Origin of the sequence: Streptomyces lunaelactis, from assembly GCF_003054555.1 — a bacterium.
GTDB lineage: Bacteria > Actinomycetota > Actinomycetes > Streptomycetales > Streptomycetaceae > Streptomyces > Streptomyces lunaelactis.
Genome location: NZ_CP026304.1, coordinates 388,342 through 411,243, shown reverse-complemented (window position 1 = coordinate 411,243; position 22,902 = coordinate 388,342). Strand labels below are relative to the sequence as shown.

Sequence of the window (22,902 nt, the reverse complement as noted above, 5' to 3'; positions counted from 1 at the left end):
CCAGAACCTGAGTTTGGGAGGCACCAGGTCTCTTGCCAGGGCAGCATCGGGATGCTCTTGGCGAAAGGTGCTGGTCATGCCGCAGATGTCGAAGGTCGAGCTGTACGCGGCGATCCGGCGTGACCATCGCGGCGGCATGTCGATGAGGGAGCTTGAACGCAAGCACGGCGTGACGTGGCGGACCGTGCGCAAGGCGCTGGATTCTTCCTGGCCGGAGCCGCGCAAGAAGCTGCCTCCCCGAGCCACCACGCTGGATCCGTACAAGCCGGTGATCGACGAGATCCTGCGAACAGATCTGGACGCACCGCGCAAGCAGCGGCACACGGTCACCCGGATCTTCCACCGGCTGGTCGAGGAGCACGGGGCGGACGTCTCCTACGGGGTGGTGCGCTACTACGTCGCCGGCCGGAAGCCCGAGATCCTGGTCGAGTCGGGCAAAGCGCCACTCGAGGCATTCGTTCCGCAGACTCACTTGCCCGGCCATGAGGCGGAGGTCGACTTCGGTGACGTGACCGTGCGACTGGCCGGCGAGCTGGTGACCTGCTATCTGTTCTCCTTCCGGCTGTCGTACTCGGGCAAGGCCGTCCACCGCGTGTTCGCCTCCTGCGGCCAGGAAGCCTTCTTCGAAGGCCACGTCCACGCACTGCGGACTCTGGGCGGAGTGCCGAGGACCAAGGTCCGCTACGACAACCTGAAGGCCGCCGTCGCCAGGGTGCTGGGGCAGAGCCGGGGAAGAGTTGAGGCCGACCGGTGGATCGCCTTCCGCTCGCACTTCGGCATCGAGAGCTTCTACTGCCGGCCCGGCATCGAAGGCGCCCACGAGAAGGGCGGAGTCGAAGGGATGATCGGCTACTTCCGCCGCAACCACTTCGTTCCCGTCCCCGAAGTCTCCTCGCTCGCCGAGCTGAACGAGATGGTCGAACAGTGGGACCGGCAGGACGACGCCGGCCGCATCGGGTCCAGGCCCAAGACGGTCGCGGAGTACTTTGCACTCGAACAGCCACTGCTGATGCCGCTGCCCGAGGAACCGTTCGAGACGGGCCGGGTGTTCACCCCGCGGGTCGACCGCTACGGCCAGATTCCGGTCCGCACCAACCGCTACTCGGTCCCGATCCGGCTGATCGGCAAACGCGTGCGGGTTGTACTGCACGCCTCTCATCTGGTGGTTTACGACCAGAACGTGGAAGTGGCCCGTCACGAGCGGCTGATCGCGAAGGGCGCCGTCCGGCTGGACCTGGACCACTACTTGGAAGTCCTGGTTCGCAAGCCCGGTGCCTTCCCGGGCTCCACTGCCCTCGAACAGGCCCGTTCAGCAGGCAGGTTCACCCCGGTCCACGACGCTTGGTGGGACCAGGCCCGCAGGATCCATGGCGAGCGGGACGGCACCCGGGCCCTGATCGAGGTTCTCCTGCTGGGGCGTCATCTGCCCCACGAGCATGTCGTCGCCGGCCTGGCCGCGGCTCTGCGAGCCGGGGCCATGACCGCGGACGCGGTCGCTCTGGAGGCCCGCAAGGCCGCCCAGGCCGAGACCGAACCCACCCCCTCGGCAGGCCAGCTGGTTTCCGGGAAACCGTCGGCGACAGTGACGTCCCTGCACGAATGGCGGCTCGCGCATCTTCCGCCGGACACCAGGCCGCTGCCCTCGGTGACCCCCTATGACCAATTGCTCCGACGCCGCCGCACCAGTGGTGGCGACCACCGTGAGGGAGAAGCACAGTGACTCTGCCCCGCCAGCGAGGCTTGACCGAGCAGGCCGCCGACGCCGCCATCGACAGCGCCTGTCGGCTGCTGCGGCTGCCCTCGATCCGCAACGAGTTCTCCGATATCGCCGAGCGGGCGCTCAAGGACCAGATGAGCTACCGCGGGTTTCTCGCAGAGCTGTTGATGGCCGAGTGCGACGACCGGGCCCGCCGTCGCTCGGAGCGGCGGATCAAGGCGGCTGGCTTCCCGCGGGAGAAGTCGCTGCGGGCGTTCGACTTCGACGCCAACCCGAACATCGACGCGGCGACCATCCACACACTCGCCAGCTGCGAGTGGATCAAGAAGAGCCAGCCGCTCTGCCTGATCGGGGACTCCGGCACCGGCAAGTCCCACATGCTCATCGCCCTGGGCACCGAGGCCGCGATGAGGGCTACCGCGTCCGCTACACGCTCGCCACGAAGCTGGTGAACGAGCTGGTCGAGGCCGCCGACGAGAAGCAGCTGAACAAGACCATCGCCCGTTACGGACGCGTCGATCTTTTGTGCATTGACGAGCTCGGCTACATGGAACTGGACCGCCACGGAGCCGAACTACTCTTCCAGGTTTTGACCGAGCGCGAGGAGAAGAACAGCGTCACCATCGCCTCCAACGAGTCCTTCGGCAAAGCGCACATGTTCCGGCGAACCTGTGCCAGGCCGCACCGAACCATCCAGGTTCGGTCAGGCTCAGGTGTTCTCCAGGCGGCGGCTCTTGTGCCATGCCTCTGTGAGGGGTCTGACCGAGATACGGGTCGGAGGGGCGCTGAGTTGATCTTGAAGCTCTGAGAGCCCCCGTCCCGTCACCCGTTCGGCTCAGTGTCGTTGGTCGTGATGTTGTTGTCGTCTGGGCACTGGGCGGGATTGTGACCTCGATCGAGCGGGCATCACGCATTCAAGTTCAGCAGGGACTTAATTCTCCGTTTCGTATTATTGATCAGAAACTCATTGGGTTCACTCGTCGAGGACGTAGCGGACATGTCGACCGCCGAAGTATCCGCTCTCCGGCGCCTCCCGCCTCAGCGGCAAGGAACTCCCCGAGGTCGGCAGCTGGACGTTCTTCGCCCTGGGCCTTGGAGGCCGTCGTCGTCCACGAGTGAGACGGCCCCCCTCCCCGAGTCTGGGCGAGAGGCTCGCTCAGCGCGTGAGTGCGCCCCACGTCTGAGGGCCGACGATGCCGTCGACGGTGATGGCGAGGCGGGTTTGGAACTTGCGGACGTGCTGCTCCGTGACGGGGCCGAACCTCCCGTCGACCGCGAGGGCCTGGAGGTCCGGCACGTGGGCGTTCAGGAGGCGTTGGAGCTTGCGGACCGCGGGGCCGCGCGAGCCGTTGCTCAGGGTCGGTGTCCCGGACGCGTCCTCCTCCGCTCGCTCACCGCCCGTCAGCATGCCCCAGGTCTCAGGACCCACGACACCGTCGATCTCGATGTCGACACGACGCTGGTACTCGCGGACGCGTTCGTCCGTGACGGGGCCGAAGTCGCCGTCGACGTCCAGGGGTCCGAGGTCCGGCACGTGGGCGTTCAGGAGGCGCTGGAGCTTCTCCACCGCCACTCCCTGCGAGCCCGTGCTCAGTGTGGGCGTGCCGATGCCGTCGCCCGCGGGCGTGACGCCGCCTCCGCCCGGGGCGCCAGACGGCTGTACGTCCAGGTACAGCGCGTACACCCCCAGGTCTCCGTCACCGTCCGTACCGCTGCAGATGACCATGTCCGTGAACTGCAGTGTGTGCGGATCGTTGGGGCGCTGCCGTATCTGGCGCCGGCTGTTCGCATCCAGCAGCTTGTCCTTCGGGATGAAGACAGCCGCCGGGTTGAACGGGTCGTCGGCGAGGCCGAGGAGGTCGCTCGCGATATCGACCAGGCCTACGACCAGGAAGTCGATGAAGGGTTTGGCGAGGGCGGCGCCCGCCGGACTCGTGGCGGCGGCGACGGCCGCCGTCGCCGCGGTGGAGATGGCCTGGGCGACGGCCTGCTTCCCCTGCTCGATGTCACCGGAGTCGTGCTGCACGAGCGCGAGGGACACGCTGAGGTCCTGTGCCGGTCCGGAGTACAGCAGGCGCTGGGCGCTGAAGATCCTCAGCTCTGGAGGCCCGAACGTCAGCGTGCCAGCGTCGGGGAACTTCACCGCCGGCTGCGGCGTCATTCCGGCGATCAGCTGAACGCTGCCGAAGATGTCGTCTTTCTTCTCTTGCCTGACACGGCATTCAAGCCCTGTCCACACGACCTTCACGTCAGCCATGGCTCATCAGGTCCCTGAACTCGGGGCCGGACGGCGAGGCTGTCCCCGTGGGCCGCGGCCGGCCGGCCGGGCGAAGTCCCGCACCCCGCGCCCTGCCCCGGGTCCGATGACGGAGTGGGGTGGAACGCCTCTTACTCACGACTGTAAGCCTGCGCACGCGAGGTGTCCTGCGTTGGCGGGGCTGTCCGGACGTGGGGCCGTTCGGATCAGCCCGGGGCCGCGGGGTGTGGCACGAAGCCTCGTTGACCAAGGTCTCGAAGTCCGAGTGGCCGCAGTAGGTGGCTGCCCGGTGATCCGCGTGGGGGTCGCTGCCGACCGCCGTCACAGTGACGTCGCCTATTGATCCAAAACGCTTTGGGTTCGTGCTCGTTGACGGTGTGTGAGTGATCTGGTGGGGAATGCGAGGACCTGGTCGCCGGCCGCGCAGGAGGCTGTGCGGTTGCTGGCGGTGTCCGCGCTGGTGGAGGGGCGGGACCGGGCTGAGGTCGCGGCTCTGTTCAAGGTGTCGGTCAGGGCCGTAGACAACTGGTGGACGAGGTGGCAGACCGGTGGCCGGGACGCGCTGCTGTCGCGTGCGCGGGGCCGCCGGGTGGGCGAGCATCAGGTTCTGTCCGAGGCCGAGCAGGCCGCCATCCGACAGGCCGTCCTCGATCACACCCCCTCCGTCCTGGGGCTTTCCGGTCAGCTGTGGACACGGGCCCCGATAGGCGAGCTGATCTTCAAGCTCTACCGGGTCCGCTTCACCGAGCCCGGTGTGGGCAAGTACCTCAAACGCTGGGGACTGACGTTCCAGCGTCCGGACAAGCGGGCCGTCGAGCAGGACGCGGAAGCGGTCCGCGTCTGGCACGAGGAGACCTGGCCGGCGATCCGGGCTCGGGCGAAGGCGGAGAGGAGTGAAGTCCTCTTCGCCGACCAGGTCGGGATCCGCTCGGACCAGGGCACCGGCCGCACCTGGGGCGCCAGAGGAAGCACTCCGATCGTCCGTCGCACCGGGAACCGGTTCTCCGTGAACGCGATGTCCGCGATCAGCACGAAGGGCCGGATACACTTCATGGTCTTCACCGAGTCGTTCGACGCGAAGGTCATGTGCCGCTTCCTGGACCGGCTCGTCGGTCACTTCGACCGCAAGGTCCATCTGATCGTCGACCGGCACTCGGCCCACCGCTCGAAGACCGTCCGGACCTGGCTCGCCGACCACGAGGCCCAGATCGAGCTGCACTTCCTGCCGTCGTACTCACCGGAGCTGAACCCCGACGAGCTCGTCAACGCCGACCTCAAACGCAGCCTGCCCCACACCCACCGGCCAGGAACCAGGCCGACCTCGCCACCGAAACCCGCAGGTTCTTCCACCGCCGACAACGCCAGCCCCACATCTTGCGCGGATACTTCGGCGGTCGACATGTCCGCTACGTCCTCGACGAGTGAACCCAATGAGTTTCTGATCAATACAGTGCGCGATACCGTCCGGCGGATACCGTGTGCCGATACGCAGGTGGTGATACCACAAGTGGCGATCTTCCTTCACCCGGATCTACCCTTGATTCATCGCCTCTCGTGAAGTGAAAGCCGAGAGCGGGGCACCCATCCAGAGCCTTCCAGGAGGCTGTCGTGCCAAGAATCAGTCAGCCTCCACCTGATGATTTCGCGCAATCCGGCGAGAACGTGGAGATCAGACAACCCGAGGTGACGTCCGATCACATCGGATTCGACCCCGACCAGTTCCCCACGGAGCTGGTCGACGCGCGAGCCGCGATCGAAGGGATCCTCAGCGGTCAGGGGGAGCAGCGCAGCGGACTCCGATCCGTGGACGATCTGACCGAACTGACCAACGTGCAGGGCGTCGGCATCGGCAGGGCCACACCATCCGAATATGGGCCCCGCAGCAGCGCCATCGAGCCGGGGCAACCCACCTTGAACGTCTATCTGGCCCAGCCGAGAAACGCCGACGACGTGGAGGCGTTGATCGTCGAGCAGATGGACGTGCGCGTCGCCGCATCGTCAAGGGTTCCGATCATTCCGGTGGTCACCGGCGAGATAGAGGCGCAGGGGTTCACCTTCCACAGCAGGCCGGCACCGGGTGGCATATCGATCAGCAGCCCCGTCAGCCCGGCGAGCAGCGGCACGCTGGGATGCCTATCCACGGGCCGATCGTTCCCGCGCGACCAGAGAACGCTCCTCATCAGCTGTAACCACGTCATCGCGGACGCCAATGCCGGACAGCTGGGGAATTGCATCGCCCAGCCCGGCCGCGCCGACGCGGGGGTCTGTCCGCAACATCTCATCGCGGTGCTCGAGCGTTTCACCAAAATAGAGTTCGGCGGCGTCATCAACAGCGTCGACTGCGCGACAGCATGGGCGGATCCGGCGCAAGTCAACCCCAACATCCTGATCAACGGAGTCCTGGGGCCGGTAGAGGTGCCCATCAGCACCACGACAGGGGCGGCCACCATAGGGATGCTCGTCTTCAAGAGTGGCCGGACGACCGAGGTGACAGCGGGAACCGTCAAGGAGGTCGGTGCCTCTCACTGGGTCGGCTACGGAGGACAGAACGCCTATTTCTCAGGCTCCCTTGCGATCGAGGGGACCGGAACCTTCGGTCCTCTTCCCTTCAGCAAGCCGGGAGACTCCGGCGCGATCGTGACGACTTTCGATCTCGTCCAGACTCCGGTCGGCATGGTCTATTCCTCGTCCAGCACGGTGAGCACCAGGTCGTTCGCGAACCTGATCGACATCGTCACGCAGTCTCTCGACGTCTTCATCGTCGACACGATCTGACATCGCCACGACCCGACCGCCGGGTCGTCGACGAGCGGAGTGGGTGGACGAGCTCGGCGATACCGCGGTGGTCAGTAGGTCCTCGGGGGCTGTGGAGATGTATGAGGCTGTGACCTCGGCTTCCGCCTGATGATCGGCGATGGTGCAGTCGGCCCATCCCCGCCCGCTGAGAGTCCAAACGAGCTGCATGTCACCCACGATGACCGGCCTCCTGGCCGAGGAAGTGCCGGACATCGGCTGCGAGAGTGGACATCTGCTCGCCGGATTCCAGCCAGGTGGTGACGGATACCTACCAGCTGCCAACGAATATTTGCCACGGACGGAGGGTCCAGGTCAGCCCAACATGGCCGCCCGAGCGGAAGACCGCTCTGACAGTGAGATCACGGTCGTTGGTCTGCCAGACACGCTCTCCCTCCCAGCCCTGGAAGCCCTCAGAGAGGTCCTCCAGGAAAGGAGCCAGGTCTGCGCCCCAGTTCCAGGCTGCCACGCCGTCCAGCCGAGCGTTCAGACTGGCCGCCCAAGCCTCGATGGCGTAGTGCACGCATTCTTCGTCCTCATCGAAGAGGTCACAGAACTTCACAGAGACGGCCGGTCGTCCTGGCAGCGGACGGTCAATTCTGCTGGTTCGTCGGGGACAGCGTCTCGAGAGCTCATCCCAGGAACACCAGGTCAAGGAGGTGCCTGTCGTCACCGTGATTGCAGGTCAGGCAGGCGGCCGGGGTCGATGTGGTCAGCGAGATAGATCATGGTGGCCTCGGGGTCCATGCCGAACGTGGCGGCAACGAGCTTGGGGTCCATGGTGTTGACCAGGTCGAGCAGTCGAGTGCAGCGGATCATACGGGGTGGGAACCCGCAGGCGTCGAGGACGTGACTGACATAGGCGGTGGACGCCGGTCCCCGGCCCGACTTCGTCTGGCGGGTGACCATCACATGCGGGTTGTCAGTCTTCTGGTCTTCGCGGTGGCCCAGGCAGCCTTCCACTGCCGCCCAAGACGGCGGATCCAAAGGAACCGGATGCGGGCGGTCTCCGAGCCGGGCGGTCCGGGCACGAAAGTCGAGGTCAACGGCCTGCAGCATCTTGACCTCGCGGCTTGAGGCACCGTGCAACAAGGCGAGCATGCCCAGCAGGGCTTCGTGCGGGTGGACGGCCGGATCCGTTGTCCAGCGGCGGAACAGCACACGTTGCTGGTCAGGTGTCAGCGTCGCACCCGTGAAGCCGCTCGGTCCTCGGGCAGTCAGACCGCGGGCAGGATCGACGAGGACGATCTTCCGGGACCGCGCGAAGCGGAAGAACTGTCCGAGCACCACCAGCCGACGCTTTCGGGCCTTGGGCGACCTGGCCAGGAAAGCTTCGAGATCGTGCACGTCGGTCAGTGCCCAGTCCTGCTTTCCGCGCTCGCCGGCGAGGAACAGGGCGAGGTCACGCACGATGGCGAGTGCGGCTTCGATGGTGGCATCGGTGCGGGGCAGCGTTCCGGCACGCCGGGATCGCTCGCGTGAGCGGATCATGAAGTCGGAGAAGGCCTCCACCGAAGGTCGCAGGAGGCCTGGGACCGCGAGGACGCGGCGTTGTCGGCGGCCGGCCGCGAGCCGTTCGGCCTGGTCGGTGGCCATGGCCAGACCGTGACTGGTGAAGAAGGTCTCCAAGGCACGGGCGAGGGAACCCATCGAACGGCCCGGGCGGCGGGATCGTTCGAGTACAGACTGGGGGAGGTTGGGCTGGTCATCCCGAAGGAGCCACCCGAGCGAAGTGATCATCGTGCAGGCCCGGCCGACGGAATACTTGGCAGCGAGATCTGTGGTGAAGTCCTGCAGCCAGGCGGGGGGATTGTCGAGTTCGGCGATGAGGTGCTCGGCCCGGACGAAGGGGCGGTCGGGGTGACGCTGCCAGCAGGCCGAGCACAGTCCCAGCCCTGCATGCTTCCGTACTCTGCCGCATTGCTCGCAGGCCCGGGGCGGCTGTTTGGCCTGCCGGGGACGCGAGCAGTGCCCGCACCAGCCGGTGTCCTCGCGCAGATATCCGGGCCGGCTGCAGCGAGGGCATGGATCCTTGGCGGCGTCGCGTTCGGACTCCCGCATGCAAGTGCGGCAGAGAGCCGAGGATTTACTCCGCACCGGGTTGCCGCATCCGGTGCATACGCGAGAGCAGGTGATGCACCGGCCGGTGTCCGCCCGGAGGACACGCTGCTGGCTGCACCGGGGACAAGCGGCCCGGGTCGCGGCCTCTTTCTGTTGGGCAGTGCAGCGGCAGCAGTAGTGCCGGTCGATGAAGCCGACCGGGGCTCCGCAACCGGTGCAGTCGCTCTGTTTGACGCCCACGATGCCGCCCTCTCCAGGTCACAGCGGAGGCATCGAACGGCCCCGCGCGGAGACTGCCTTCGGCAGGTCGGCGACCGGCCGAAGCGGGGCTGCGGGACGTTCGACGGGGGTGGTGTCGACCTCGAACAGGTCATTGGGGGTGCAGTCCAGCGCGGTGCACAACGCGATCAGAGTGGACATCTTCACCTGAGAAGGTTCCTTGCTGAACAGCGCAGACACCGAGGCGGACGACATCTGCAGCCCGGCGCGTTCGGCCAGCAGCCGCTGCAGCTGGGTGCCGGTCCAGACCTCGCGCTGGGCGGCGGCCATCCGCAAACGCCATCGGATCTTCATGCGGAGCTGTCCCCCTCGGCGGTGAGTTCGCCGAGCGTGGCGGTCACCGCGCGGCGATAGGCATCCTCGATGAATGTCGCGGAGGGACGGACGTATCTCATGGTCGAGCTGACCGTCCAGTGACCAAGAAGCTGCTGGATGGCCACCAAGTCCACACCGCGCTCGTAGTTGTGGGTGGCGCAGGCCCTCCGCAGGGCATGCGGACTGAACCGGTCGGTCGCCGGCCTGCCTTCGAGTTCCATCAGATAGCGCAAACGGTTGCGGATCGTCCCCCGGTGCAGACTGCCACCGGACTCGTCCGCGAACAGCACCGGTGAGTCGGGGAACTTCCCGCGGACGTCGTCGAGGAACCAGCGCAGGACAAGGTCGAGCCCGTCCAGCATCGGCACCCAACGCGGCCGCGGCCCGGACGTGCGAGCCCCTTTGCCGAACCGGATATGGAGTTTCCCGAACGGTCCCCGCGTGAAGTGGAGGTCCGGGCGATCCAGAAGCGACGCCTCTTCCGAGCGCAGGCCGGCGTGATAGAGCGTTCGGAACATCGCATAGTCACGGGCGGCGGGCGCGTACTTGCGGGCCGTGGCAATCCGGGCCTTGAGGAATTCGAAGAACTCCGCGACCCGCTCTGGGGTCGGCGGAGGCAGCTGGGCCGGGGAGTCATCGCCGACATGCCGGGACGCGTTGAACTCATCGACCGGGCAGACCAGACGGACGCCGAAACCGGCTTCGATCTCGACGGCCTTGCGGACCTGCAGAAACCGGTGGAAGCCCTTGAAGATCTGCACGTACTCGCGGCGGGTCGAGGCGGCCCGCCCGGCAAGGGCCAGGTCACCGACGACACGGTCGATGTCTTCGGGAGTGACGTCCCAGGCGGGCCGGCCCAGCGCGGTGAGCGTCCGTTCCAGCAGTCCGATGTCGTTATCGACCGTCACTGGACTGAACCCGCGGGCCCGCCACGAGGCGACGAACGCCTCAACGCAGTCGGCCTGAAACTCCCACGGATCGGCGGTCACCGGCTCCAGCAGGACGGCACCACCCTGGACCACCCTCAACTGGGATGCCACCGGCACACCTTCCTCGCACCTGACCGATCAAGGCAGCACCTGGAGAATCCGGGCACCACCACGAAGACCAACGAGGACAGCAGAAGATGGATACGGGCCGGTGGCAGCGGCGATCCACGAAAAGGAACATGTGCCAGCCCCAGATGGCTGGACCAAGACGTTCACGGATCCCCGACTTTGCGCGGCCATCGTCGACCGTCTCACCTTCAACGGCACCATCATCGAGACCGGCACAGACTCCTACCGCCTCGCCAGTACCCGAGCACGAGCTGAGCAGCCCGCCAAGGCCGGCTGACCGCAGCCTACGTTCCTCGGCGGCCAGCCGTCCTGGCGGACGGCTGGCCGTCCCGCGTTCGCGGTGTCCTTGGAAAAGGTCTCAAGAATCGAGCACGGCGGCGACGCCCTCGATCTCGACGAGTTGGTCCTTGTAGCCGAGCACGGTGACGCCCATCAAGGTGCTGGGGACGTCATGGTCAGCGAACAAGTCCCGGACTACCTGCCAGGCAGCCACCAGGTCCTCCCGCCGGGCCGATGCGACGAGGACCCGGGTACTGATGACGTCCTGCAGTGACGCACCTGAGGCAGAGAGAGCGGCCTGCATGTTCTCCATGGCTTTCGCTGCCTGGCCTGCGTAATCCCCGATCGCTGCTGTGGAGCCGTCATCGTTCAGCGGACACGCCCCAGCGAGGAAGATCAGGCGTGACTCGGCGGGCGCAGTGGCCGCGTAGGCGTACTCGGCGACGTCGGACAGGGAGGCGGAGCGGATCAAAGTGATGGCACGAGCCACGGTTGTCGGGTCCTTTCCCATCGGATGTTGAGCGCGGACATCCTGCCAACGACCAGTTGGCTCCCGCCTTCCCTTTTTCTCGCCGCCCCACGGCAACGCCGTCATTTCTGCTCGACATTCCCGCACCGGATGATCACCGACTGACTCCGGAATCCATCAAGAAACGCTGTTCCTAGAGATCAACGTAGCCATGGTGACGCATCGTCTTCGAGGATCAGGCGCGCGGCTTGCGCGTATCGGATGGCGCTGGCGGTGCTGATGCCAAAGACGGCGGCAAGGTGCAGGGGGCGGGGCTGCGGTTGAGCGCTTCCTCCAGCCAGCGGTCCACGCGGAGCCGGTCGAGGGTGGCATTGTGGCCGCGGAACAGGTTGTCGATGTAGTAGCTGGTGACTGGCCGGGTGTTGTAGGCGGTGCGTCCGGAGACGAGCAGGTGGGATGTCGTCCAGATCGAGTCGCCGGCACTCAGTGATGCGTGGGCCGACCTGCGTCATAAGCCGTGCCGCCGTGAAGTTGCGCGCGCCGGTGGCGAACTTGCGGCAGGTCTCCAGCACGTCAGCCCACCCTGGAACAGATCACTGATCTCTCGTTCGGATGGCGGAACCCGGATCAGCAGCTGTGTCGTTCCTCGCTGCCGATTCATCTCGTCTAGCGGGCAGCGCACCGCGATGCCGGTCAGGCTGTAGAGCTCGACCGAGTGACGCAATTCCAGGTACTGGAAGAAAACGGACAGCGCATCGGCCTTGCCTCGCCGAGTGGTTGGCGCGAGATGCCGGATCACTTGCCCGAAGTACGCATCGGCGTCCTTGGGTTCCATCTCCCATCACGGTCGGCTGAACCAGTCCCGGATCTGCTGAAGATCGATGAGATCGTTACTGATCGTCGTGTCCGCGGTGCCAGCGGCGGCCCGCGCCAGGACGAACCCCGACAGCACACCGGTCTCGAACTCCGCCAACTCCTCGGGTCCGGCAGGGCTTCGCGCATCGCGGAGATCTCGTACAGCGGACAGTCCCACGAGCCCTCCAGGTGACTTCAGGAGGAAGTCACCAGGGGTGAACTTTCATCAGAACGAAAAGAGTTGATGCTGGCGGACGTGTCTGGTCCCCGAACCGCTGGCCAGCCGTTGGCGAACCGAGCCACGCTGGTTGCCTGCACGTGGGAAACTCCGGGCAACTGACTCAACGGATGAACGGGCTCTGTCGCTGATCACGTGACGGGGTCGCGTCCCGCTGCGTGGTGCAGGCCGTGAGGACCTGCGTCGGGTCTGGCATTGGAGCGCACCGCACGTCTCGATAACCGATCGACACCCTGATCTTGATCGCGTTAGCTGGGTGGCATGCCCGAACTGCGTACCGACCGTCTCCTGCTCCGCCGGTGGCGGGAGTCCGATCTCGAGCCGTGGGCGGCGATGAACGCCGATCCTGAAGTCCGAGAACACCTCGGGGGGTTGCTGACGCGGGAGCAAAGCGATGGCGTGGTGGCATTCATGCAGGCCGAGTTCGACAATCGAGGTTTTGGGTGGTGGGCGCTGGAAGCACGGGAGACCGGTGAGTTCATCGGCCGCGTCGGCTTGGACGAGGTGGACGAGGACATGCCGTTCGCGGGGGTGGATATCGGGTGGCGGTTGATGCGTTCGGCGTGGGGTCATGGCTACGCCACCGAGGCAGCCCTGGCCTGCCTGGCCTTCGGTTTCGAGGACCTCGGGCTGCCGGAGGTCGTTGCGTCGACGACCGTCAACAACGTTCGTTCCCAGGCAGTGATGCGCCGGATCGGCATGACCCGAGACGCGGCTGACGATTTCGAGGATACGAGCGTGCCCGAAGGGCCGCTTCGCCAGTGTGTGCTGTACCGCACCCCCGCAGAGATGCTCACGTCCTACACCACCCGGCGGGACGCCATCGCCTCGTCGTGAGGACGGCTCGGTCTGTTTGAAAGTGGATCTAGGGCGTGTTGTGAAAGTGCTGGTCACAGCCACTCGTTGATGGCTGCGACGAGGACGGTGGCCTCGTAGCGGACGGCGAGTTTGTCGTACCTCGTCGCCACGGCCCGGTGGCGCTTGAGGCGATTGATCCCGCACTCGACCGCGTGGCGCTCGCGGTAGTCGACCTTGTCGAACTTCGGTGGCCGACCGCCGCGGGAGCCGAGCTTCTTGCGGTTGCGGATCTGGTCCTTCTTCTCCGGAATGGTGCAGCGGATGCCGCGCCTGCTCAGGTAGGCGTGGTTCCTCCGGGAGCCGTACGCCTTGTCGGCACGCACCTTGTCCGGCCGCCTGCGCGGACGTCCGGGCCCCTTACGGGGCACCTGGATCCGCTCAAGCACCGGCTCGAACTGCGGTGAGTCCCCACGCTGCCCGGCCGTGATCACGATCGACATGGGCTTCTGCCCCTGCTCGACCGCGAGATGCACCTTGGTGGTCAGGCCGCCCCGGGAGCGTCCGAGGCCATGGTCGTCCGGTTCGGTCTCCATGCCGCCGGGCGGCTCCTTCTGGAGATCCCCCTTTTCGCCGCCCCAGCGGCGTGCTGGTGGGCCCGGCACACTGTCGAGTCGACGCTCACGTCCCAGGTGATCAGCTCCTTCGCATCCGCCTGGGCCTGCAGTTCGGTGAGGATGCGCTTCCAGGTGCCGTCCCGCTGCCAGTGCCGGAACAAGTCGTAGACCCGGTCCCACGGCCCGTACCGCTCCGCCACATCCCGCCAGGGCGTCCCGGCACGGGTCCGCCACCGTATGCCGTTGATCAACTGCCGCTTGGGCCATATCGGCGGACGGCCGGACTTCTTGCCCATCGGCAAGAGCGGCTCCAGCCGGGCCCACTGGTCGTCCGTCAGATCTCCACGTGCCACGACGCGTGATCATCCCACGATCATGATCCACTTTCACAACACGCCCTGGAAGACGAACGGCGGACGGGCGGATTCGACAACCGCACCGAAAAGTCTTCGACGGCCGCCGGCCGAGGCGTCCCGCCTGCTTGAATTGCGGCCCACCCAGCCGTCCGCCACCAGGAGATCCGTATGCGCCGAACGCTCGCCGTGCCCGCCTTCGCCATGGTCCTGCTGCTTGCCGGGTGTTCCGAGGAGTCGGAGCCGATCACCGGGGAGTGGGTCGCAGACGGGCCGCAGCCGCCGGGGTTCTCCGACTTCGCGGACCGGGCGATGATCCGCGTCGACAAGGACGGCGAGGCCCTGCTCGGTACCTCGCCGATGAGTCTGTGCGGGGACGCCAAGGTGACGGCCAAGGATGAAGACGGGGGCGGCGGGAAGGAGTACCGCATCGCGTTCAGTTCCGCGTGCATCACCGTCAACGTTCCGGTGAGCCTAGAGGTCGTGGTCGACGGGGACACCTTGGAGGCCACTCCTACAGGCCTGCAGGGCGGGAAGCCCTTCCGTTTCCGGCGCGCCGACTAGGCGTGCTGCGAAAGTCTCACCTGCCCCGCGGCGCCCGGCGGGCCCGCCCTTCGGGCGGACGACGCGACTTTCGCAACACGCTTTAGAGGCAAGCGTGGCGAGCCCTGCGGCGCCTCCGCACCGTCCGGGGCGTGCAGCACAGTGCGGCCGGGACCGCCGCCGCCCTGGTTCTGCACGCCCCAGCCCGAGGGCCGGCGCGACCAGAGGGCCTCGCGCACCGGGGACGGTGGCGCCAGGCGCTCGGTCGACGGCGTTGCAGGAAACGCGCCGTCCGACCGGCCGGACGTGCTCGGGGCGCGCGCACCCACCCCCGGTACCGCGGCCTGGACGTCGCCCTCCAACCGGTGAAGAAGCAGTGTTCCTACCTTGCGCTGTTCCCCAGTCGGCAGCCCAGCGTGCCGCGGCGGAGTCGCCTGTATCCAGAAGTGGGCCACGCTGCTCTCCTTCGCTGTCGGCCAGCAGCCCGTAGTCGTCCCGGAAGGCGTCCCTATCCCCGCAGCGGCGTCACCAGCCCCAGCTCGTACGCAATGATGACCAACTGCACCCGGTCCCGTGCGTCCAGCTTTGTCAGCAGCCTGCCCACATGGGCTTTCGCCGTGGCCATGCTGATATGCAACTGCGAGGCGATCTCCGCGTTGGACAGTCCACGGCCGACCAGGGTGAGCACCTCCCGTTCGCGGGCCGTGATGCCCTCCACCGGTCGCGGGGGCGGCGGGGTGGCAGCGGGGCGGGCCGCGAACTCCGCGATCAGGCGGCGTGTCACGCTCGGCGCGATGAGGGCGTCGCCCGCGGCGACGATCTCGACCGCGGTGAGGATCTGGTCCATGTCCATGTCCTTGACGAGGAAGCCGCTCGCCCCGGCACGGAGCGCGCCGTAGACGTACTCGTCATCGTCGAACGTGGTGAGGATGAGGACCTTCGGTGGCGTGCCGGAGCCGGCGGTGATCCGCCGGGTGGCCTCGATGCCGTCCATGCCGGGCATCCGGATGTCCATCATCACCACATCCGGCGCCAGCTGGTCCGCGAGCCGTACCGCCTCCTCGCCGTTCGCCGCCTCGCCCGCTACCTCCAGCCCGGGGTGGTCGGTGATCAGCACCCGCAGCCCGTGCCGGACCAGCGGCTGGTCGTCGGTGAGCAGCACCCGGATCATGTGACCGCCGCCGGCACAGGGAGCCGCGCCGCCACGCGGAAGCCGCCCTCGATGCGCGGTCCTGCGGTGAACTCGCCGTGCAGCAGTGCTGCCCGCTCCCGCATGCCCGTCAGTCCGTAGCCAGCCGCGCCGGGCAGACCGGACAGGCCGCGGCCCTCGTCGGTGATCTCGATGGACAGGTCGTCCTCCCCACAGTCGACGGATACCCGGCAGGCGTTGGCGTTTGAGTGGCGGACCACGTTGGTGATCGCCTCCTGGATGATGCGGTACGCGGACAGCTCGATCTCCGCCGGCAGCGGCCGCCGTTCCCCCCGCCACTCGATGTCCACCCGCACGCCCGCGTCCCGGATCCGCTCCACCAGCCCATCGAGATCGGCGAGCACCGGTGCCGGGCCGAGCGGTGCACCGTCGCCCGGATCCGCCTGCCGCAGCGCGCCGAGCATCCGCCGCAGGCCCGCCAGGGTGTCGCGGCTGGTGCCCTCAATGGCGGCGAGGGCGTTGCGGGCCTCCGACGGCTGGGTGTCGATGACGCGCCGACCCACCCCGGCCTGGATGGCGATGACGCCGATGCTGTGCGCCACCATGTCGTGCAGCTCCCGGGCAATCCGCAGCCGCTCCGCGGTGACGGCCTGCTCAGCGGCCCGGGCCCGCAACGCAGCCGTGTGCTGGCGGCGTTCGCGGACCGAGTAGCCAACCGTCCAGGCGGTGACCGTCATCAGCGCCAGGAAGGCCGAGGCGGCGAGGAACGACGAGGAGCCCTCACGGTAGTAGCTGGCGCCCCCGATCTGTACGCCGAGCGCCACCAGTGCGGCGACGGCCGCCGTCAGCCGCGGCCGGGTGGCGGCGATCCATCCGACGGTGAGATCGGTGAGCAATGCCTGCAGATACGCGATCTGCCACGCCTGCGTCTCCGCGATCGGCATGCTGCTGGTCAAGCCGTGCCCCGCGGCCATCGCCGAATACGCCCGCACGGTCGCCGCGAAGGAGGCGGTGAGCAGCAGCACCAGGGCGGGCAACGGCCGACGCAGCACCAGGGGCAGCAGCAGTACGGCGAGCATTGCAGCCAGCAGCAGGCGCATGCCGGTCAGTTCGCGGCCGGTGTTCAGCACGACGACGTACAGCAGGACGACGTATGCGATACCTGAGCACCAGGCCAGGGACTCGGCGAGGAGCGACTGCGGAGTCTCCTGCGGGGCCTTCATGGGCCGATCATAGGCATGCGGCCTGCACCTCGGCATTGGCCTACGGGCGTACTCCCGGGGGCTAGCCCGGACGCTCCGATTGCGGTCGGCGGTCCGATGCCCGAGGGGGGTCCACACCGGCACCGTGGACACCATGATCGAAGCAACCGAACTCACCAAGCGCTACGGCAAGACCACCGCCGTCGACCGGCTGTCCTTCACCGTGCGCCCGGGCGTGGTCACCGGGTTCCTGGGCCCGAACGGTGCCGGGAAGACCACCACGCTGCGGATGGTCCTCGGCTTGAACCAGCCCACTGGCGGCACCGTCACCGTCGACGGGCAGCCATTCGGCGACCGTCCCCGCGGCCTGCAACACCTCGGTGCCCTGCTCGACGCCCACGACGTGCACGGCGGCCGCACTGCCCGCGCCCATCTGACGGCGCTGGCGGTCGGCAACGGGCTGCCACGCCGGCGGGTCGCGGAGGTACTGGCAGAGGTAGGCATGGCAGACGCGGCCGGCCGTAGGATCGAGGGGTTCTCCCTGGGGATGAAACAGCGGCTCGGTATCGCCGCCGCCCTGCTCGGCGACCCACCCGTACTGCTCTTCGACGAGCCGCTCAACGGCCTCGACCCGGAGGGAGTGCGCTGGGTGCGGAGCCTCTTCAAGCAGCTGGCGAGCGAGGGCCGCACAGTGCTCGTCTCCAGCCATCTGATGCGGGAGATGGAGCAGACCGCCGAGGAGCTGATCGTCGTCGGCCGCGGCAGGCTGATCGCGGCGGAGAGCCTGCGGGACTTCGCGGGCCGCAGCACACAGCGGCGGGTGAGCGTCCGTACCCCCGACGCGGACGTCCTCCCAAGGCTGTTGGCGGACGAGGGCGCTGCGGTACGGGCGGAGCTCGACGGGTCGTACACGGTGACCGGTCTGCCCGCGGACCGCATCGGCGAGCTCGCCTTCGCGCACGGGGTGCGGCTGCACGAACTCAGCCCGCACTCGGCCTCCCTGGAGGAGGCATTCATGGAACTCACCGCTGACAGCGTCGAATACGCAGGAGCCGCCCGATGACCCCCGTCCTGGACAAGGCCCCCGTCCGCCACCCGGTCCGGTCGCCCGCCCTCTTCCGCCATCTCCTCGCCGCCGAGTGGATCAAGCTTTGGTCGCTGCGCTCCACGTACTGGGTGCTCGGCGTCGGCGCGCTGACCGTGATCGGCATCAATGTGAACTCCGCGGCGTCCAACGCGGACCGGCTGGCGCATCAGGCACAGCGGCCGCCGGAGCCGGCTGGGATTCCGCACCGCCCTGAGTTCTTGTTCGATCCGCTGCACACGGCGTTCGTCGATCCCGCCTGGCAGCTGTTCATGATCATCGCTGCGACGGTGGGGGCGATCGCGCTCTTCGGCGAGTACTCCAGTGGGCTGATCCGTACGACCTTCGCCGCCGTCCCCGACCGGCGAGCGGTGGTCGCCGCCAAGGTCACTGTGGTGTCGGTGGTCATGCTGGCGCTCGGCACGCTCGTCTCCGGCACCTCCTTCGGCGTCACCCAGATGCTGCTGCGGGAACACGGCGGCCTGTCGCTGGGTGACCCGGGCGCACTGCGCGCCGTCGCCGCGTCCGCTCTGGTGGCACCGCTGTGTGCGCTGGTCGGTATGTCGGTGGCCGCCGCCGTCCGACACGCCGCCGGCTCCATCGTCGCGGTCATCGCCCTGCTGTTGCTGGTACCGGCGCTCTTCGAGGGCGAGCGCTACCGCTGGGTCAAGGAGATCGGCAACGCCATGCCGCTCAGCGCCTGGGAGCGGCTGGTGACGAACCCGGAGCGGGCGCACGACCTGGGCAAGTACCCGCTGACAGTGACTGAGGCGTGGATCGTGTACGGCGCGTGGGCCACTGCGGCGGCGGCCATCGCGGTGCTCGTGGTGCGACGCCGGGACGTGTGAGTGAGGGCTCACCGCCCCGGGATTCGGCGCCCCCTGAACGATCCTCATCGGCGCGGTGCACTCGACGACCCCGGCGACCGTCGGCTCACGGCTCACGGCTCACGGCTCACGGGCTCGTTCGCGAACCACCGGAGCCGCACCGGAGCGGGCCATTCCGCGTGGCCGAGGTCCTGCAGCATCGCATCGAGCCGTGCCGTCTCTGCCTCGTACGGAGCGGCCCACCCGGGCACCGGAATCCGCGCGGGCCGCCGGCCGAGGCAGCCCTCCAGGACCCGGTTGCGCAGCCTCGGATCGAGGGATGGTCCCTCAGTGCTTCGAGGTCCAGCACCGCGGGATCGTCGGTAGGAGCGGGCGGACACGGTGGGGGTGGGTCGCGGAGGCCGGGGCGGCGGGAACGTCGGCGGGGTGACCTTACGGGCGGCCTGGCCCGCGCCATCCTGGTTACTCATGCCACTCACCTTCCGCCTGCTTCGCTTTCGTTCTCCACCGGTAGAGCACTCCCGGCGCGGACCGACGGCAACTCTAGGATCCGCTGGATCTCCGCATGCGTATAGCCTTCGAAGTTCATGGCACTTACGGCCCGGCTCCGTGCGTCGCAGGTGTCGTTGAGGTCGCCCAACACGCGCCCGGCGAGAGTGGTGCCCGTGTCGCGGCCGTCGTCATGGCAGGACCGATCAGTGCGCTGTCCGCGGCTGGGCATCGGACCGGTACCGGGGGAGCAGTTTCCGAACTTCTCTGTCGTTCGGCTGACGCATCCGGGTCGCGGAATCCGGAGTGTGCCAGTGACTGCTCCTCCACAGGGGCCAGGACTCTCCGGTCTCGATCTGACCAGCGCCGTCGACCACCTCCTGGACGAGCTGCCCGCCACATCCCGCCGGCCGATGAGCACCGTCGAACTCGAGTTAGGGACTGCGCACCGCTCCCCTCCTACTCCGTTCCAACCTCATCCGCAGTTGCGCGCTGTTCTCGGGCGGGTGACGTCTGGGGCAGTGAGGTCCTGGGATCACGGCTGCCGCCGTACGCTCCCCGTACGACATGAAGGACCCGGGGGAGGGGCAGCGGTGAAGCAGGAACGGGCTACGGCCATGGTCAGCGAAATGCTCCAGCGTCTGGCCGAGGGCGGCGGCTGGCCTTTGGACCTGGTCGACGCGGTGTATGTGTTCGGCTCCTACGCCCGCGGGGCTCTGGAGCCCGGCGACGTCGACGTGGCTGTGGACTTCCGCCAGGACGAACGGATGCAGCAGCGCACTGTCCCTACCTCGTCTCGGGGGGCCGGGATCCGCGCATCGACCTGCGCCAGGCACTAATCGGCCGACAGCGCGGCATGCAATTCCAGTTCGGCGCCACCGAGCGGCAGCAGCTGGAGAAGGACGATGTGGCCATGCTGCGCCTGTGGTGCCGCAGCGACACCTTGGCCCAGGCCCTGGCCGTGCCGCACGGCATCAAGGAGGACGCTGCGGCCGGCCGGGCCCAACGCGATGACATGACCGAGGAGTTCGAGGGCGTGGACCGGTACATCCCCCGCCCGGTCCGCGCCGAGTTGATTGCCTGGCGCGACGCCGGGCTGGTCACTTTCACCCGGCTCAACCTCCCCGAAACCCAGACCGTGTCCGCGGGCAAGACCATGGCCTGGGTCATCAACACCCGCTGGAAACCCGACAGCCGCTGTGCGCCACCCCGACCGCCTCTGCCGGTCCTGTACCTGCTGCTCAGTCCCGGCGGGCGCCCTGAACAATCCGGCCGATGACGGCCGCGGCCTGCTCCGGATGCCCCTTCAGCCACCTGCCGAGGTGTTCCCGGACGGCCTCACCGACGCAGGCACGCACTGCGGCGCCGCCCAGCACGCCGTTCGTGGAGCCGAGGAACTCGGGACGGTCCAGCTTCACCGACACGACCGCCGTCAGGCCGTCACCGATCCGGTCGACACCGAGATCGGGGTCCGCCGCTGTCAGCAGTCGCCGCTCCCGCGCGTACGCGTTGAACGCGGCCGCCACCCCGTCGCGGAAGCCCGCCGCGTGCGTGCCGCCCCCAGGGGTGGGACGGCTGTTGGCGAAGGTCCGGACCCGCTCCTCACGGGAGCCGCACCAACGGAGGGCCACCTCCACCGTCCCCGCTATCCGCGGGTCCTCCCGCTCGAAACCGATGACGTCCGGGTGAACGGGCGCGCCCGCCCTCGCGTCGAGGAAGGCGACGAAGTCCCGCGCCCCGCCCGGGTACTGGAACCGCTCCGACCGGAACCCGCCCGGGGGTCGTTCCTCGGTCAGTGAGATGTCCAGGTCCCCGTTCAGGAAAGCCAGTTCCCTGAAGCGTTCCGCCAGCACGTCGAACGAGAACTCCGCCGTTCCGAAGATGTCTGGGTCGGGTAGGAAGGCGATGGTGCTCCCGCCTCCGGTCGCCGGTCCCGCGGCGGTGGGCGGGGTGAGCGCGATGCCTCGGGCGTACTCCTGGACCCAGCGCACCCCCTCGCGCCGCACTTCGGCCGTCAGGCGGCTCGACAGCGCGTTGGTGACACAGGGCCCGATGCCGAAGAGACCCAACGACGCGGCGTTGCGGCCGCGGGGCTCCGCCCCTGCGTGCATGCGGGTCAGCAGGGCTTCGAGGCCGGGACCGCGGGTGTCCCCGGCCGCCTCGACGGGGACGCCCGGCCCGTCGTCGTCGACACGCACCCAGCCATCAGGCGTGAGGGTGACGTCGACGGAGCCGGCGCGGCCGGCCAGGACCTCGTTGACCGCCCGGCCGGAGACCTCGAACACCAGCTGGTGCAGGCCGCGTTCGCCGGTCGAGCCGACGTACATCCCAGGCCGCTTCCGAACGGCCTCCAACCCCTCCAGTACCTGGATGTGGGCAGCGTCGTACCTGATCGCGTCGTCACTCACGAAGTCCCCCTTCGATGGTGTCCAGCAGACCTCCCCAGCCTAGGCGGATCCCCGAAGAACACCAGGTCAGAGCCGGTTTGTCGAGGACGTGGGCGGGCGGGTGAGCGCCTGTCCGGAGGTGGTCGACCCAGGGATTGTGAGCCGCTGCCAAAGTGCGGCCGGGGGCCCGCCGAGGCCGCGTACGAGCCCGCTCCCGGCGGCCCCGAGGCCACCGATTCCGGTACGCGGCACGCCCCGCCCGGAATACCGCGTCTGGCTTCGTTCACTTCTAGCAGGATCAGGCACAAATTCCGTAAGAGAGCAGTGCCTGGGGTTCTTCTGATCGGCAGACTGGAGCCATGCGGGTCGGAAATGTTGCCGGGAGTCATGCTGTCCGGTTCGGTGTGACGGTTGGGGCGGTGGCCGTGGCGCCGCTTTTGTTGGTTGCTGGGGGTCCGGTGCGCTATCGCTTGCTGCGTCATCTCTATCGCGAGGATGGGCCAGGGCTCGTGGACAAAGAGCCCTGTTGGGTGAGTCCCTGGTACTTCGTGGTCAATAACGCGCTCGTCTTGGCGCTCTGTTGGCCGTCGAAGTATGTACTCCAGCGAGCGCCGTCCTGCCTGAGCAGGTCCGTCATCGGACGGCGGTAAGAAGTACCCGTTTGCGGAGGTAGGGGAAGCTTGGCACGGCCGAACACAGAGGCCCGGATACAGGAACGCGCACGCATCGCCAGGGAGATGCACGACATCGTCTCGCACCGGGTCAGCTTGATGGTCGTGCACGCCGTTGCCCTTGAAGCCGGAGCGGCCGGCGACAACCAAGTGGCCACCGACACAGGGAAGTTGATGGGTCAGATGGGCCGCCAAGCACTCAACGAACTGCGCCAGGTACTGGGCGTACTCAGGGAGAGCGACGGCAGCGACGAGGCCCCGTGACACCACAACCGACGCTCGACGAAGTGGCCGTGGTCGTGGAGGAGTCACGGGCAGCCGGTGCGCCAATCACCTTCGAGATCGCGGGCGACGCGGCGCGCGTGGCCCCCTCGGTGCAGGCCGCGGTGTACCGGCTGGTGCAGGAAGGCCTGACCCAATGCCCGTAAGCACGCGGCTCACGCCCCCGTACGCGTCACACTGC

The 22,902-nt window shown here is 67.8% G+C and carries 22 protein-coding genes and 4 pseudogenes; 13 read left to right on the top strand and 13 right to left on the bottom strand.

Features of this window, described 5'->3' with window-relative positions; genetic code table 11:
- Positions 1-85: 85 nt before the first annotated feature.
- Positions 86-1,720: an IS21 family transposase gene (gene istA / locus SLUN_RS01825; protein WP_170146645.1), complete on the top strand. Its 1,635-nt coding sequence runs from the start codon at positions 86-88 to the stop codon at positions 1,718-1,720.
- Positions 1,717-2,393 (top strand): annotated as a pseudogene (gene istB, locus SLUN_RS01820) (IS21-like element helper ATPase IstB); the annotation flags it as partial. The gene istA and the pseudogene istB, both read left to right, overlap by 4 nt.
- A gap of 480 nt (positions 2,394-2,873) precedes the next feature.
- Here istB and SLUN_RS01815 read toward each other — a convergent pair.
- A complete protein-coding gene (locus SLUN_RS01815; protein ID WP_108146861.1) occupies positions 2,874-3,974 on the bottom strand; it encodes a peptidoglycan-binding domain-containing protein in 1,101 nt (366 codons plus the stop codon).
- A gap of 379 nt (positions 3,975-4,353) precedes the next feature.
- Here SLUN_RS01815 and SLUN_RS01805 point away from each other — a divergent pair, with 379 nt between their 5' ends.
- Positions 4,354-5,532 (top strand): IS630 family transposase, encoded by a 1,179-nt coding sequence (locus tag SLUN_RS01805; RefSeq protein ID WP_257153626.1) that lies wholly within the window; start codon positions 4,354-4,356, stop codon positions 5,530-5,532.
- Between the two features lie 50 nt (positions 5,533-5,582).
- Entirely contained in the window at positions 5,583-6,749 is a 1,167-nt protein-coding gene (locus SLUN_RS01800) for a chymotrypsin family serine protease (RefSeq protein WP_159100146.1), read from the top strand.
- Positions 6,750-6,939: 190 nt separating this feature from the next.
- Here SLUN_RS01800 and SLUN_RS40715 read toward each other — a convergent pair.
- The 4 genes and pseudogenes from SLUN_RS40715 to SLUN_RS01780 all read right to left on the bottom strand — a co-directional run bounded on the left by SLUN_RS40715 (position 6,940) and on the right by SLUN_RS01780 (position 10,462).
- Positions 6,940-7,290 (bottom strand): annotated as a pseudogene (locus SLUN_RS40715) (DUF6228 family protein).
- Positions 7,291-7,436: 146 nt separating this feature from the next.
- A complete protein-coding gene (locus SLUN_RS40710; RefSeq protein ID WP_257153625.1) occupies positions 7,437-8,828 on the bottom strand; it encodes a tyrosine-type recombinase/integrase in 1,392 nt (463 codons plus the stop codon).
- Between the two features lie 258 nt (positions 8,829-9,086).
- On the bottom strand, positions 9,087-9,401 hold the full coding sequence (locus SLUN_RS01785; RefSeq protein ID WP_108146858.1) for a helix-turn-helix domain-containing protein: 315 nt from the start codon (positions 9,399-9,401) through the stop codon (positions 9,087-9,089).
- Complete coding sequence (locus tag SLUN_RS01780; RefSeq protein ID WP_108146857.1) at positions 9,398-10,462, bottom strand: tyrosine-type recombinase/integrase; 1,065 nt, start codon at positions 10,460-10,462, stop codon at positions 9,398-9,400. Before SLUN_RS01780 ends, SLUN_RS01785 begins: the two co-directional genes overlap by 4 nt.
- 145 nt (positions 10,463-10,607) lie before the next feature.
- Between SLUN_RS01780 and SLUN_RS01775 the strand changes: the two are divergent.
- Positions 10,608-10,757: pseudogene (locus SLUN_RS01775) on the top strand (ATP-binding protein); the annotation flags it as partial.
- A gap of 81 nt (positions 10,758-10,838) precedes the next feature.
- Here SLUN_RS01775 and SLUN_RS01770 read toward each other — a convergent pair.
- The 3 genes from SLUN_RS01770 to SLUN_RS39235 form a co-directional block, all read right to left on the bottom strand.
- Complete coding sequence (locus SLUN_RS01770; protein ID WP_108154447.1) at positions 10,839-11,249, bottom strand: RidA family protein; 411 nt, start codon at positions 11,247-11,249, stop codon at positions 10,839-10,841.
- Between the two features lie 487 nt (positions 11,250-11,736).
- Entirely contained in the window at positions 11,737-12,063 is a 327-nt protein-coding gene (locus SLUN_RS39240; protein WP_159100145.1) for a hypothetical protein, read from the bottom strand.
- 6 nt (positions 12,064-12,069) lie between these two features.
- Positions 12,070-12,261 carry a hypothetical protein gene (locus SLUN_RS39235; RefSeq protein ID WP_159100144.1) on the bottom strand — a complete coding sequence of 64 codons (192 nt, stop codon included), beginning with the start codon at positions 12,259-12,261 and terminating at the stop codon, positions 12,070-12,072.
- A 321-nt stretch (positions 12,262-12,582) separates the two neighbouring features.
- On the opposite strand from SLUN_RS39235, the gene SLUN_RS01760 reads away from it, so the two are divergent.
- Entirely contained in the window at positions 12,583-13,158 is a 576-nt protein-coding gene (locus SLUN_RS01760; RefSeq protein ID WP_108146856.1) for a GNAT family N-acetyltransferase, read from the top strand.
- Between the two features lie 53 nt (positions 13,159-13,211).
- Here the strand turns inward: SLUN_RS01760 and SLUN_RS01755 are convergent.
- Positions 13,212-14,029, bottom strand: a protein-coding gene (locus SLUN_RS01755; protein WP_371413896.1) for an IS5 family transposase whose coding sequence is annotated in 2 segments (ribosomal slippage) — positions 13,212-13,729 and positions 13,729-14,029 — 819 coding nt in all. Because the reading frame shifts where the segments join, the coding sequence is not laid out codon by codon here.
- Between the two features lie 228 nt (positions 14,030-14,257).
- Between SLUN_RS01755 and SLUN_RS01750 the strand changes: the two genes are divergently transcribed.
- Positions 14,258-14,650 carry a hypothetical protein gene (locus SLUN_RS01750; RefSeq protein ID WP_108146855.1) on the top strand — a complete coding sequence of 131 codons (393 nt, stop codon included), beginning with the start codon at positions 14,258-14,260 and terminating at the stop codon, positions 14,648-14,650.
- A 487-nt stretch (positions 14,651-15,137) separates the two neighbouring features.
- On the opposite strand, the gene SLUN_RS01745 is transcribed toward SLUN_RS01750, so the two are convergent.
- Both SLUN_RS01745 and SLUN_RS01740 read right to left on the bottom strand, forming a co-directional pair.
- Positions 15,138-15,800: a response regulator gene (locus SLUN_RS01745; RefSeq protein WP_108146854.1), complete on the bottom strand. Its 663-nt coding sequence runs from the start codon at positions 15,798-15,800 to the stop codon at positions 15,138-15,140.
- Entirely contained in the window at positions 15,797-17,002 is a 1,206-nt protein-coding gene (locus tag SLUN_RS01740; RefSeq protein ID WP_108146853.1) for a sensor histidine kinase, read from the bottom strand. The genes SLUN_RS01745 and SLUN_RS01740 overlap by 4 nt, the downstream gene beginning before the upstream one ends.
- A 133-nt stretch (positions 17,003-17,135) precedes the next feature.
- Between SLUN_RS01740 and SLUN_RS01735 the strand changes: the two genes are divergently transcribed.
- Complete coding sequence (locus tag SLUN_RS01735; RefSeq protein ID WP_108146852.1) at positions 17,136-18,044, top strand: ATP-binding cassette domain-containing protein; 909 nt, start codon at positions 17,136-17,138, stop codon at positions 18,042-18,044.
- Complete coding sequence (locus tag SLUN_RS01730; RefSeq protein ID WP_108146851.1) at positions 18,041-18,913, top strand: ABC transporter permease; 873 nt, start codon at positions 18,041-18,043, stop codon at positions 18,911-18,913. Before SLUN_RS01735 ends, SLUN_RS01730 begins: the two co-directional genes overlap by 4 nt.
- 101 nt (positions 18,914-19,014) lie before the next feature.
- On the opposite strand, the pseudogene SLUN_RS01725 reads toward SLUN_RS01730, so the two are convergent.
- Positions 19,015-19,209, bottom strand: a pseudogene (locus SLUN_RS01725) (MDMPI N domain containing protein); the annotation flags it as partial.
- Between the two features lie 765 nt (positions 19,210-19,974).
- Between SLUN_RS01725 and SLUN_RS40705 the strand changes: the two are divergent.
- Both SLUN_RS40705 and SLUN_RS40700 read left to right on the top strand, forming a co-directional pair.
- Positions 19,975-20,220 (top strand): nucleotidyltransferase family protein, encoded by a 246-nt coding sequence (locus SLUN_RS40705; RefSeq protein ID WP_257153624.1) that lies wholly within the window; start codon positions 19,975-19,977, stop codon positions 20,218-20,220.
- Positions 20,221-20,237: 17 nt separating this feature from the next.
- On the top strand, positions 20,238-20,660 hold the full coding sequence (locus tag SLUN_RS40700) for a hypothetical protein (protein ID WP_254710141.1): 423 nt from the start codon (positions 20,238-20,240) through the stop codon (positions 20,658-20,660).
- Here the strand turns inward: SLUN_RS40700 and SLUN_RS01715 are convergent.
- Positions 20,623-21,789: a DNA topoisomerase subunit B gene (locus SLUN_RS01715; protein ID WP_108146850.1), complete on the bottom strand. Its 1,167-nt coding sequence runs from the start codon at positions 21,787-21,789 to the stop codon at positions 20,623-20,625. The two genes, SLUN_RS40700 and SLUN_RS01715, sit on opposite strands and share 38 nt — an antisense overlap.
- Positions 21,790-22,448: 659 nt before the next feature.
- Between SLUN_RS01715 and SLUN_RS01710 the strand changes: the two genes are divergently transcribed.
- Together SLUN_RS01710 and SLUN_RS39230 are read left to right on the top strand one after the other, a co-directional pair.
- On the top strand, positions 22,449-22,703 hold the full coding sequence (locus SLUN_RS01710) for a histidine kinase (RefSeq protein WP_254710140.1): 255 nt from the start codon (positions 22,449-22,451) through the stop codon (positions 22,701-22,703).
- Positions 22,700-22,867 carry a hypothetical protein gene (locus SLUN_RS39230; RefSeq protein ID WP_159100143.1) on the top strand — a complete coding sequence of 56 codons (168 nt, stop codon included), beginning with the start codon at positions 22,700-22,702 and terminating at the stop codon, positions 22,865-22,867. Before SLUN_RS01710 ends, SLUN_RS39230 begins: the two co-directional genes overlap by 4 nt.
- Positions 22,868-22,902: the final 35 nt, after the last annotated feature.